Annotated in this window: 8 protein-coding genes and 1 pseudogene; 3 read left to right on the top strand and 6 right to left on the bottom strand. The window is 66.9% G+C overall.

Annotated features, from left to right (window positions below):
* Nucleotides 1-165 precede the first annotated feature (165 nt).
* A pseudogene (locus ABZS40_RS33090) lies at nucleotides 166-399 on the top strand (transposase); the annotation flags it as partial.
* A gap of 16 nt (nucleotides 400-415) precedes the next feature.
* Here ABZS40_RS33090 and ABZS40_RS33085 read toward each other — a convergent pair.
* The 4 genes from ABZS40_RS33085 to ABZS40_RS33070 all read right to left on the bottom strand — a co-directional run bounded on the left by ABZS40_RS33085 (nucleotide 416) and on the right by ABZS40_RS33070 (nucleotide 6027).
* On the bottom strand, nucleotides 416-2665 hold the full coding sequence (locus ABZS40_RS33085) for an ATP-dependent RecD-like DNA helicase (protein WP_354948145.1): 2250 nt from the start codon (nucleotides 2663-2665) through the stop codon (nucleotides 416-418).
* Between the two features lie 1008 nt (nucleotides 2666-3673).
* Nucleotides 3674-4876, bottom strand: coding sequence for a hypothetical protein (locus tag ABZS40_RS33080; RefSeq protein WP_354948143.1), 1203 nt, complete (start codon nucleotides 4874-4876; stop codon nucleotides 3674-3676).
* A 2-nt stretch (nucleotides 4877-4878) separates the two neighbouring features.
* Entirely contained in the window at nucleotides 4879-5451 is a 573-nt protein-coding gene (locus ABZS40_RS33075) for a SigE family RNA polymerase sigma factor (RefSeq protein WP_354948141.1), read from the bottom strand.
* A gap of 213 nt (nucleotides 5452-5664) precedes the next feature.
* Nucleotides 5665-6027: a hypothetical protein gene (locus ABZS40_RS33070; protein WP_354948139.1), complete on the bottom strand. Its 363-nt coding sequence runs from the start codon at nucleotides 6025-6027 to the stop codon at nucleotides 5665-5667.
* A 104-nt stretch (nucleotides 6028-6131) separates the two neighbouring features.
* Here ABZS40_RS33070 and ABZS40_RS33065 point away from each other — a divergent pair, with 104 nt between their 5' ends.
* Nucleotides 6132-7358 (top strand): IS630 family transposase, encoded by a 1227-nt coding sequence (locus tag ABZS40_RS33065; protein WP_354948137.1) that lies wholly within the window; start codon nucleotides 6132-6134, stop codon nucleotides 7356-7358.
* Between the two features lie 273 nt (nucleotides 7359-7631).
* Here the strand turns inward: ABZS40_RS33065 and ABZS40_RS33060 are convergent, their stop codons facing one another.
* Complete coding sequence (locus ABZS40_RS33060; protein ID WP_354948135.1) at nucleotides 7632-10247, bottom strand: LuxR family transcriptional regulator; 2616 nt, start codon at nucleotides 10245-10247, stop codon at nucleotides 7632-7634.
* Nucleotides 10248-10324: 77 nt separating this feature from the next.
* Between ABZS40_RS33060 and ABZS40_RS33055 the strand changes: the two genes are divergently transcribed.
* Nucleotides 10325-10672, top strand: a complete 348-nt coding sequence (locus ABZS40_RS33055) for a nuclear transport factor 2 family protein (RefSeq protein ID WP_354948133.1) — start codon at nucleotides 10325-10327, stop codon at nucleotides 10670-10672.
* A 385-nt stretch (nucleotides 10673-11057) separates the two neighbouring features.
* On the opposite strand, the gene ABZS40_RS33050 is transcribed toward ABZS40_RS33055, so the two are convergent.
* On the bottom strand, nucleotides 11058-11519 hold the full coding sequence (locus ABZS40_RS33050) for a transposase (protein WP_354948131.1): 462 nt from the start codon (nucleotides 11517-11519) through the stop codon (nucleotides 11058-11060).
* Nucleotides 11520-11722: the final 203 nt, after the last annotated feature.

Below are 11722 nucleotides of genomic sequence, written 5' to 3'. Positions count from 1 at the left end.
AGGAATCGCGGCCGCCCGAAGCGAACTGAACCTCGCAGCCGCCGCTTACAACATCCGCAAAATCCACACCGCAGCAGCCTGACGCACCAGCCCGGGGACAGCCCAGCCAACGGCGCGATCAAGCCAGCCTGACCCGCCCAGCCATCGTCATTCTGCGACAGGCTCTACGACCTCGAGATCCGCACCGTCATCTGTTCCACCAACGCCCGCATCCGCCGCGCCGTCCGAGCCCGCGGCCACTTCCCCAACGAGGGCGCCGCCCTCACGTGCGTCTACCTCGCGGTGATGAGCCTCGACCCGACCGGGCAAGGCCGCCGGCAATGGTCCATCCGCTGGAAAACCGCCCTGAACGCCTTCGATATGGCCTTCGAAAGACGCCTGCCCGCAGGCCGCAAGTAACCCTCAACAAGTCGGGTTACACCGTTTGTTCGACAGACCCTGTTGTTTGCGGGTCGAGTCGGTGGGTGAGGGCGGTGTGGCGGCGGCCCGCGCCGACGGTGCGTACGGCCGCTGCCAATGCCCGCCGGGAGCCGACGAGGACGACGAGTTTCTTTGCTCTGGTGATGGCGGTGTAGAGCAGGTTGCGTTGCAGCATCATCCAGGCGCTGGTCGTGATCGGGATGACCACCGCCGGGTATTCGGAGCCCTGCGAGCGGTGGATCGTCATCGCGTAGGCGTGGGCCAGTTCGTCGAGTTCGTCGAAGTCGTAGTCGATGAGTTCGTCTTCGTCGGTGCGCACGGTCAGGCTCTGCTCGTCGGCGGACAGGGCGGTGACGACCCCGATGGTGCCGTTGAACACCCCTGCTTGGCCTTTGTCGTAATTGTTGCGGACCTGGGTGACCTTGTCGCCGATGCGGAACACCCTCCCGCCGACCCGGCGTTCCGGCATGCCCTCCCGGGCTGGGGTGAGCTGCTGCTGCAACAGGGTGTTCAGCGCACCTGCTCCGGCGGGGCCGCGGTGCATCGGAGCGAGGACCTGCACGTCACGGCGCGGATCCAACCCGAAGCGTTTCGCGATGCGGGTGCACGCGACATCGACGGTCAACGCGACGGTGGCCTCGGTATCGTCGCTTGGGAAGAGGAAGAAGTCGCTCATGCCCTGCACGATCGGCGGCCGGCCGGCGTTGATCCGGTGGGCGTTGCTGACCACCCCGGATCCGGCGGCCTGGCGGAACACCTGCGTGAGCCGAACCCGCGGAACCGGTTCGGCGGCGAGTAAGTCCCGCAGCACCTCCCCGGCGCCGACGGACGGCAGCTGGTCGACGTCACCGACCAGTAGCAGATGCGCCCCGGGCGGAACGGCCTTGATCAGTTTGTTGGCCAGGATCAGATCGAGCATGGACGCCTCATCCACCACCAACAGATCAACGTCCAGGGGTGTGTCCCGGTCGTAGGTGGGTTCCCCGCCAGGTTGCAGCTTCAGCAGCCGGTGCACCGTCGCGGCGGGCTGACCGGTTAGTTCGGCGAGGCGTTTCGCGGCCCGCCCGGTCGGCGCGACGAGCAGGATCTTCGCTTTCTTCGCGGCGGCGAGTTCGACGATGGAACGGACGGTGAAGCTCTTACCGCAGCCAGGACCCCCGGTCAGCACGGCGACCTTCGACGTCAACGCCAACCGGACGGCCTGTTCCTGCTCCGGCGCCAGGGCGGTGCCAGTACGTGCCTTCAGCCAGCTCAATGCTTTGTCCCAGTCGACGCCAACAAACTGCGCCATCCGGTCCGCGCGGCCACCGAGCAGCCGCAACACCGAACCAGCCAAAGACTGTTCCGCGCGGTGAAACGGCACCAGGTAGATCGCCGCAACCGGCCCATCCGCACCGGGTAGCAGCTCGCGGACGACGCCTTCCTCACCAACCAGGTCATCGAGGCAGCGGACGGTCAGCTCGGCTGGCACGTCGAGGATCCTCACCGCGTCCGCGACCAGCTGCGGGGCGGGTAGGTAGCAATGGCCATTATCCGTGGCCTGCGACAACGTGTACTGCAAACCTGCCTTGACCCGTTGCGGGCTGTCATGCGGGATCCCCACAGCCTGGGCGATCGTGTCAGCGGTCTTGAACCCGATCCCCCACACATCGGCGGCCAACCGATACGGCTCGTTCTTCACGACGCCGATCGAGGCGTCACCGTACTTCTTGTAGATCCGCACCGCGATCGACGTGGACACACCGACACCCTGCAGGAACACCATCACCTCCTTGATGGCCTTCTGCTCCGCCCACGCCGCGGTGATCTTCGCCGTGCGTTTCGGACCAAGCCCCGGCACCTCCACCAACCGACCCGGCTCATCCTCAATGACCTGCAACGTGTCCACGCCGAAATGCTCCACGACCCGCTCGGCGAACACCGGCCCGATACCCTTGATCAACCCCGAACCCAGGTAACGCCGGATCCCCTGGATCGTCGCCGGCAGCACAGTGGTGTACGAGACGACCTCGAACTGCCGGCCATACTGCGGATGCGACGACCACCAACCCTGCAACCGCAGACTCTCCCCCGGCTGCGCCCCCAGCAACGCCCCAACCACCGTCAACAGATCCGAACCACGCCCAGTCGCAACCCGGGCGATGGTGTACCCGGTCTCCTCGTTGACGTAAGTCAACCGCTCCAACACCGCCTCAAGAACATGCGGAGACGGGCGAGACGACACAGCCACAGACACGCCCACCATCATAGGTCAGATTTGTCACCAGGTAGTGGCGTCAGGATGAGGGGGCTGCCACCGCCAATGGCGGACTTCAGATCTGATCCTGGGATCGGCAGTTAAGTTCAAGACGCCATGGTGAGCGGGATTTGCCGGATGTCGGTTTGCCAGATCTCGGCTTGCCGCGAATATTAGCGCAGATTGGTCCCCGGGCGCGTTCGGCATGCGGTCCAGGACGAAGGAAAGGTAACCTGCGTCCGCTAGCCGCTGCGCGTTAAGTCGCAAGAGAGGGCTTTCTAAAGAAGGACCTGTGACGAGAACTGTCGTGAGCGGATCAGCGACCGAACCAGTCGGAACCCACAACTGTCCCGACAGGGAGACGTCGCCTACTTGCAACTGAAACCGTTCCGGGTTCGCCATTAGCACAACAACCTTCCATTAGTCGAATTCTATTGCTGCGATATGCGTCAATCGGGCTAATTTACGTATGTCGGTACGATTGCGTATGCCTGCGAGACGGCACGAAGAACTCCTCCGCGCTGCAACTTTATTAAGCCCATCATCCTCGTTCCGCCGACGAGCAGGCGATTGACATGTTACGGGCGCGCGTTCGTTCGACTTGAAATACGGGGATACTGTCAACTTCCGCAATCGACCGGTGCCGCACCCCGGCCAAGGGATCATTCAAGCGAATTTGCTGTTCATGCCCAAGTTTTGGCGGACCGCCCTGCCCGCATTCGTTTATACCTGCGGACTGCTTTTGGCCTTGTGCGATAGCTCATACCGAAGGGGCCCTGACCTGTTCAACTCCTTGTTCCCCGAGCTGTTTGCGCTGGTCATCGGCGAGCTGGTTGATAGGGGCGGGCCTGCTTTTTTGAGTTGCGGGCCGGGCACTTAGGAAGGTGGCGCCATCCCCGCAGTACCGGCCACCGACAAATAGCGACGGTCAGGACCGGGCAGAACGGAGAGCAGCGTGGACCGCCCCGGGACCAGTCGGTGCGGACCGGCGAGTTCCGAGGCGGTGACTGCGCCTTGTTAGTCGGCCACCAGTGCGGGGCGCCAGCTAGGCGTGGCGCCGGTGAGGTCGAGCTGCTGGAACAGAGCCTTGGTGCCATGCTCAGCGAGCGTCCCGCGTTGTCCGTCGATGCTGACCGTCAGCCCCTGCACGTTGTACACGGTCAGCGACTCGTTCCAGTCCGGATCACCGCCAGAGGTGAAGTGTGCCTGATGGCCGTCGATGGTGGTGTTTGGCTGAAGGGGCTCCTTACCGTTCAATTCGGCCCGGATCTCGTCGGTCATCTCAGAGTAAGGGGAGAAGCCGACGTTCAGCGTTTTCGCACGCTGCACGCCGGGATCCGCCGCCGGGGATTCGGCGCTGTACTCGATGAAAGTGTGCCAGCGCCAGCCTTTCGAGGTCAGCGGCCCGCTGACGTCGGTCAGGATCGGCCGCAGATTCTGCGGCACGTCCGTGATCTGGGCTGGCATCCGCACCCGCTCGGTCGCACTGAACGTCAACTTCTGCGCCACGTGCAGGGCGATCTCGCGGGCATCCTGCCCCGTTGCCCAGGGTGCTACCCGGACCTCGGCCCAGCCGTCCGGGGCGTACTGCCAGCGAAGGGAAAGTTGGTCGGTGCCGTCGACGTCGTACTGGGTGAAGGTCGCCGCTGCGCCCCGCACGTCGGGAGCGGGCGCCGTACTCACGGTGGGCGCCCGTCCGTCGATGCCGACGACCTGTGGCGCGGCGGGCGTTACGCCTTCCGGGTAGAGGTTGACCGACACCCCTGACCAGCTAGTGTTTGGCGAACCGGCGGCATGACCGATCAGAGTGACTCCCGGGCCGCTCAGCAGCAGGCCCGCCTGGTACTGCACGCTGTCCAAGCCCGACGGAAGCCAACCAAACCGAGCGTACTGGACGGTCGGGTCGACGGTCTTCAACGCGGCCGGGATCCGGGACGAGGCAGGCGCTGGCACCTGCCCGGTGTACGGCTGCAGCGGAGCTAGGGCGCCGACCAGCTCCAGCGACGGCGCCGAGGGCCGGTCCGGCGCGACCAGACCCGGCACCGTGACAGCGCCGACAGCCAAAGCAGCCACCGCCAGTGCGGCACCCGCACCGGGGGCGTACCAGCGCTGCCGCCGCCCGATGATCATCGCCCGTTCGATGTTCAGAACGTCCGACGGCCCCTCGGCCGACTCAACCTCGGCGCGCATCAACCGCGCCACATCTACTTCCTCAATCATGGTCAACTCCCGCAAGGCAGAACTTCGGTCGGCACGCCACCCGCGTCGCCGTTCAACACGTCATCTCCGCCGGAGGCGAGCAGCCCACGCAGCGTCGCCAAACCCTTAGCAGTCTGGCTCTTAACGGTCCCCGGCGCGCAACCCAGCACCCGCGCCGTCTCCTCCACCGTCAGATCCTCAAAAAACCGCAGCACAAGGACAGCCCGCTGCCGCGGCGCAACCTGATGCAGCGCCGCCACAACATCAAGCCGCTCCGTAACATCCGGGGCGGCCCGTGCGGGCCGCTCCGGTAGCAGATCGGTGAGCAGAACCCGGGCCCAACCGCGCCGCCGCTCGTCGATCAACCGCCGCAACAGCATCGTGCGGACCAGCGCATTCAGGTTGTCGGCCCGCCGAGCCCGCGGCCAATTGCGGTACAACTCGGTGAGCACCCGCTGCACAATGTCGTCGCCCTGATGCCAGTCACCACACATCAGATACGCCGTCCGACGCCACCGCGGCAGACCGGCACGGACGCAATCGGTGTACTCGGCGTCGGCCGTGGCCCGCTCGGCGACTCCCCGGCTCAGCGGCATCCTTGGCCCTCTCCTCCCACCGGCCACCAACAGCACGGCGATCGTCCGAACACCCGCATCTTCCACTCCTCATGTAGCTGTGCCTCCTACACCGCTATGTCGTGGCTGGAGCAACACCGGGTTGCCCATCGCGAGTAACTACTTCAACAAACAGGTGTACCTCCTGCACACGCCCGCCCTCAAACCATGCAGGGGTCTGTGGATCTAAGTGCTTCAGTTCGTAAGTCCTTCGGGGGTTGACGGTTCGGGACTTCGATGCGGCCAGTCGGTGATGGGGCTGATGAGGACGTCGCAGACGAAGTCGAGGGCTTCTTCGGTGGTGCCGCTGAACCAGTACTGGTCTTCGTAGCTGTTGTTGCTGGCCCGGTAGGTGGCCAGGCTCCAACGGTGGGCGGAGCCGCTGTAACGCAGTCGCATCACCGGCAGCTGCTCACCGCCGGTCAACTCGACGGTGACGTAGGCGAACTGACCGTGGTAGCGCACGTGCACTTCGGCCAGCTGCGGCCAGTTCTGCCTGACCCGGGCCCGTAGCCGCTGCGGCAGAGACGTCTTGGTGGAAGCAGGAATGACTGGCATGGGTTCACATCCTGCCTTTCCGGCGTGTCCTGCCGGGTTCCGGCACGCCTGACCGGCATCCTCGTCCGGCCCTCAACAAGATCGCCTTCGATGGAAGCTGGCCAGTGCCCGTCCCTCACGCACGCCCCATCACGCTGACCACCACCGAACGACAGCGGCTCACCGCCCTGGCCTACTCCCACACCGCCGGCTATCACCAGGTCATCCGGGCCCGGATCATCTGCGATGCGGCCCGTGGGCATTCCAACGCCGTGATCGCGCGCCGGCATAACGTCACCGTCGACACCGTGCGCCGTTGGCGAGGCAGGTTCGCCGACGAAGGCCTCGCCGGCCTCACCGACCGACCCCGGCCCGGACGACCGACCCGGTTCACGCCGGTTCAGATCGCTGAGGTCAAAGCCCTGGCCTGCCAGCTGCCGGCCGAGACAGGCACACCACTATCTCGATGGAGCTGCCCGGACCTGGCCGCTGAGGCCGTCGACCGGGGCATCACCCCGGCGATCTCGGCATCGACCATCCGCCGGATCCTGGCCCGCGACACGATCAAGCCCTGGCAACACCAATCCTGGATCTTCATCCGCGACCCGCAGTTCGCCGTCAAAGCCACCCGCGTACTCGACCTCCACGCCCGCACGTTCGACGGCGTCCCGCTCGGCGACGACGAGTACGTGATCTCCAGCGACGAGAAGACCAGCATCCAGGCCCGCTGCCGCTGCCACCCCACCCTGGCACCCGGCGTCGCCCGGATGATGCGGGTCAACCACGAATACCAGCGCAAAGGCGCTCTCGCGTATCTGGCCGCCTACGACGTCCACCAGGCGTGCGTCTTCTCCCACCACAACGCGAAAACCGGCATCCTGCCGTTCATGACCCTGGTCGAACAAGTCATGACCCAAGAGCCCTACGCGTCGGCGAAACGGGTGTTCTGGGTAGTCGACAACGGCTCCTCACACCGCGGCCAAGCCGCAGCCGACCGGCTCACGGCGCGGTTCCCGAACGCGGTCATGATCCACACCCCGATCCACGCCTCCTGGCTCAACCAAGTGGAGATCTACTTCTCCATCATCCAGCGCAAAGTCCTGACACCCAACGACTTCACCAGCCTTGACCAGGTCGAAGACCGACTCACCGCCTTCGAGCAGCGCTACAACGCGACCGCCCGGCCCTTCAAATGGAAATTCACCCCGCCGACCTCGAGGACCTCATGGCCCGGATCGAGCGACACGAACAGAAAGAGCAAAACCTCCAGCAACCCACCGGCTGCGATCACCAGCCTGCCGCACTCGCCCTGGCCGCATAACCCCCGAAGGACTTACGGCTTGGACCACTAAGCGCCAAACAGGCCGCAACGGCACCGACGATGACCGGCCGTGCTCGCCGTGTCCGGGCCTGGTCAGCGAGGTAGGGCCGCGTTGACGGGCACAGCACCATGACCATCTCGCCGGCCGAACACGCCATCGTCGCAGGCCTGGCCGGTCTCCACTCGCCAGCTGGCGGTGCCCCGCGAGTGCGGCGATCCAGGCGAGCAGCACGACCATCGGCAGTTGGATCGGACAATGGGTTCAGCTCCGAACCGACCTGACCACCGCAGTAACGCGGCTACATCACAGGGCCAGGACGGTCAGCTCAGCCCGGCTCGTGACTCCGAGCTTCGGGTACGCCTTGTACAGGTGGTAGGCGACCGTCTTGGGGCTGAGGAAGAGCTGCGTGGCGATGTCCCGATTCGACAGTCCTTCTCGGGCGAGCCGGGCGATCTGCAGCTCCTGTGGGGTCAGGTCAGCCGCCGCTGACGTGGTGGGCTGCAGGGCACGCAATCCGGTGGCTTCCAACTCGCCGCGCGCCCGCGCTGCCCACGGCGCTGCACCTAACTGGTCGAACGTGTGCAGCGCCCGGAGCAACTGCACGCGGGCATCGGTCCTGCGTCGGGCGCGTCGCAGCCACTCGCCATACAGCAATTCGGTGCGGGCCTGCTCGAACGGGCGACCGCCGATCTTGAGGGCGAGCTGGTAATCCTGTTCGTCGCCGCCGAGCAGGGCTCGGCAGCGGTACGCCAGTGACTGCGCCCATGGCTGATCCAACCGCTTCGACCAGGCTGCGAAGCGGCCGTACGCCTGCTGCGCCTGCTCGGCTAGGCCAGCCCGGACGGCCGCCTCAACCAGGTCAGGTACACTGCGATACGCGCACACCTGGTGGGCGTACGGGTTCTCCTGCAGCGCCGCGAGCGAGGCCACGGCGGCCTCGGCTCGACCCTGGCTGAGGTCGAGCAGACCCAGAGCCCACAGGGTCCAGGCCCGGCCGGCCGGCTCGGCGCCCGCTGCGGCACCATTCAGCGCCGAAGCCGTGAGCTCTCGGCAGCGCGGCTCGTCGCCGGCGATTGCGGCCAGGATCGCCTGGACGGCTTGCAGTTGGCTGACCCAGAGCGGCTGGTCACCGTCGCGAGCGACCCGAACCGCCTCGTCGAGGCTGACCTCGGCATCCCGGTGCCGGCCGTGAAAGAGCTCCGCCTCGGCGAGGAAGAACAGCAGTGTGGGCAGTATTCCGAGGATTCCCTGGGCGCGGCAGCGAGCCACCAGGCCGGACGCCAGCTCGTATGTCTCGGCGTCCTGACCGGCGACGAAGCCGAGCCCACAGAGCTGCACACGGTCGCGAGGTTCGGCGCTGACCTCGGCGGTGATCTCGGCCATCGGCAGCGGCCGACCTCGCACTGCAGCGACCTGGTATCGAGCCACCGGATGGTCGAGTGTCGCGAGCTGGTCGAGACAGGCGTCCAGGTGCGGCTTTCCGAGGTACCAGGCCGGGTGGAACGCCGCTACCAGCAGCGCGTCCCGTCGTGCGGGATCCAACGTCGCCCCCCGAGTCATAAGGTCGTAGGCGGTCTGGTAGCCGCCCTGCCAGAACCAGGCGTGCCCCTTCACCCAGGCCACCTGGGCATGGAAGGTCGGCTCGTTCACCAGGCCGGCAGCGCGCTCGGCGAGACGGACCGCGTCGGCGAGATGCCCGGACTGGATGCCGCTCTCCGCGGCCAGCAGCAGCCGACGTGCCTTCGCGGCCTCGTCACCGCTGAGTTCGGCGGCGCGTTCGAACGCCGCCAGTGCCGCGCGGTAGCCGCTGCGCCCACGGGCCTGTTCGGCGGTGCGTTCCAGGGCGGCGGCCGTCTGCTCGTCCGGGCCGACCGAGGACGCGGCGAGGTGCCAGGCCCGCCGGTCGGCGGTTTCAGGGGCGGTGAGCACCCGCGCGAGCGCCCGGTGCACGGCCAGCCGCTGCCCATACGTCGCGGCAGCGTGCACCGCTGCGCGGACCAGCGGGTGCCGGAACCGCAGCCGCCGACCCGTGATCTCGATGAGCCGGGCCTCCTCCGCCAGCCGCAGGTCTGCCGGACCGCCCCTCAAGAGAGCGGCGGCGCGCAACAGCATGTTCAGATCAGCCGTGTCCTCGACGGCGGCTACGAGCAGCAGCACCCGGGTGGCGGCGGGCAGCCGATCGACCTGACCGTTAAACGCCGCCTGCAATCGATCGGTCAGCGGCAGCGGTCCGCCGGCGTCGTCGACCTGCAGAACGCGGGGTAGCTCGATCAGCGCCAGGGGATTGCCCTGCGCCTCGCCGAGCACCCGCATCCGCATACCGGGAGAAAGCTGCGGGTCCAACAGTAGGACGGCTTCGGCCGGCGGGAGCACGCCGACGGTCAGTTCGGGCAGGCCGGGAGTGGCAAAGACCCCGTCGCGGGCCGCGAAGATCATCACGACCCCCTCGGCGTGCAGTCGGCGCGCGGCAAAGAGCAGCGCCTCGGCGGACACGGTGTCCAGCCAATGTGCGTCATCGACAAGGCAGAGCAGCGGACCGTCCTCGGCCAGGGCCGCCAGGAGCGACAACACCGCAAGCCCCACCAGTAGCCGGTCGGCCGGGGCGCCGCCGCCGAGCCCGAAGGCGCAGGCAAGTGCCCGCCGCTGCGGTTCGGGCAACCGGTCGAGGTGATCGAGCCCGGGCCGCAGGAGCTGACTCAGCCCTGCGAAAGGCAACTCGGCTTCGAACTCAACGGCGCTGACGCGCAGCACGCGCAGCGGCCCACCGGCCGGGGGCGCCAGTGCGGCGGCCCAGTCCAGCAGCGCGGTCTTGCCGATGCCCGGTCCGCCCCGCAGCACCAATGCGGCACTCAGCCCAGCTTGCGCCTGCGCCAACATAGCTGCGATCCGATCCTGCTCTGGGACCCGGCCGTGCAACATTCCCGCACCCTACACAGGTAGGCAGTACCTAAGCGCTACCGATTCCCGCACGTCAGATCACCCGTAGCGTTGCGGCCATGGAACTGATCGAGAAGTACCTCACCGCCTGGAACACCACCGACCCCACCGCCCGCAGGGCCCTTATCGACGAGGTCTGGACAGCCAACGCGACATACACCGACCCGCTGGCGGCCGTCGTCGGACGCGACCAGTTCGACGCGCTGATCGCCGGCGTACAGCAGCAGTTCGCCGGCCTGGAGTTCACCCTCGCCGGCACGGTCGACGCGCACCACGACCTGGCCCGGTTCACCTGGCACCTCGGCCCACGCGGTGCCGAGCCGATCGTCATCGGTTTCGACGTCGCAATCATCACCGACGGCCGGATCTCTGCCGTGCACGGCTTCCTGGACCGGGTACCTGTATGACGTCTTGACCGCGCGGCCGGTGCGGGTGACCGCACCGGCCGCTAGGTCCGCCACCTTCCTAGGTTCTGCTGCACCGATAAGTGACATCTCAGACGGCTTGCCTGGTCGCGGGCTGGAAGCATGTCGCTGTGCCCGAGCCCTACCCTCGGGAGTTCCGCGATGACGTCATGCGGGTGACCCGTGACCCGTGACCCTGGCGTGGCGGTCGATCAGATCGGTTGACCATTCGTTTCAGCTTCGCGCGGGTGCCTTCGACGTTTTTCGGCAACGGCTCGACGCCGAGGGCGAGGCAGATGCCTTCGGCGTGCGGTGGTCTCCCGATCGAAGATCAGGTCGAGGACCGTAGGAGATTCACCGATGCCGCCAGAAGCTGTGCTGGTCCCGGTCAGCCGGCGCACGATGTTCGCCGTCGACGCCCACGTGGTTCGTACACCGAAGACTCTGGTCGGCGCTCGTTCTCGCGGGCGAGGCGGCGGAGCAGTATCATCGTGCCGTTGACCTGCTCGACGATCGCCCGCTTTTGCGGACCGGCACGAACCCCTGTGTCGAAACGTTTGCCGACCTCGACATCGACGTCCGCCACGGCCCCGTGCAGCGCTACGTCCTGCTTGAACCCGGCGTCGACCCAGGCGCGGCTCACCGTCGGGGTACGCGCGGCGACGTTGTCGAGCAGCCGGATACCAATCGCGTTGTCGATCACCGACGCCGCGGTCACCACGACCGCAAGAATCAACCCCGCCGCATCCACGGCCAGGCCCCGCTTACGCCCCGACACCTTCTTCCCGGCAACCATGCCGGTCGTCGCCGCCGGCTCGTGATTCGCGGCCCGGATCTGCTGGGTGTCCAACACGACCGCGCTCGGATCCTCCCGACGACCTGCCCTCTCCCTGCCCTGGCAGGGAGAGGGCAGGGCAGGGCAGGGCAGGGCAGGGCAGGGCAGGGCAGGGCAGCAGATCGTGGATCACCTGGTCGGTGCCGTCGTCACCGCCACAAATCGAAGTTGGGGTGCCGTCGACTGATCGCAACCAGCCGACGGCGACGCCTTCAGCG

This window comes from Micromonospora sp. NPDC005324 (assembly GCF_040607155.1).
Classification (GTDB): domain Bacteria; phylum Actinomycetota; class Actinomycetes; order Mycobacteriales; family Micromonosporaceae; genus Micromonospora; species Micromonospora trifolii.
This window is presented reverse-complemented; position numbering and strand designations above follow the sequence as displayed.

Coding starts and splice junctions, on each gene's coding strand:
- ABZS40_RS33075 (WP_354948141.1), bottom strand. CDS start 5,451: ATGCCGCTGAGCCGGGGAGTCGCCGAGCGGGCCACGGCCGACGCCGAG.
- ABZS40_RS33085 (WP_354948145.1), bottom strand. CDS start 2,665: ATGGTGGGCGTGTCTGTGGCTGTGTCGTCTCGCCCGTCTCCGCATGTT.
- ABZS40_RS33070 (WP_354948139.1), bottom strand. CDS start 6,027: ATGCCAGTCATTCCTGCTTCCACCAAGACGTCTCTGCCGCAGCGGCTA.
- ABZS40_RS33060 (WP_354948135.1), bottom strand. CDS start 10,247: ATGTTGCACGGCCGGGTCCCAGAGCAGGATCGGATCGCAGCTATGTTG.
- ABZS40_RS33055 (WP_354948133.1), top strand. CDS start 10,325: ATGGAACTGATCGAGAAGTACCTCACCGCCTGGAACACCACCGACCCC.
- ABZS40_RS33080 (WP_354948143.1), bottom strand. CDS start 4,876: ATGATTGAGGAAGTAGATGTGGCGCGGTTGATGCGCGCCGAGGTTGAG.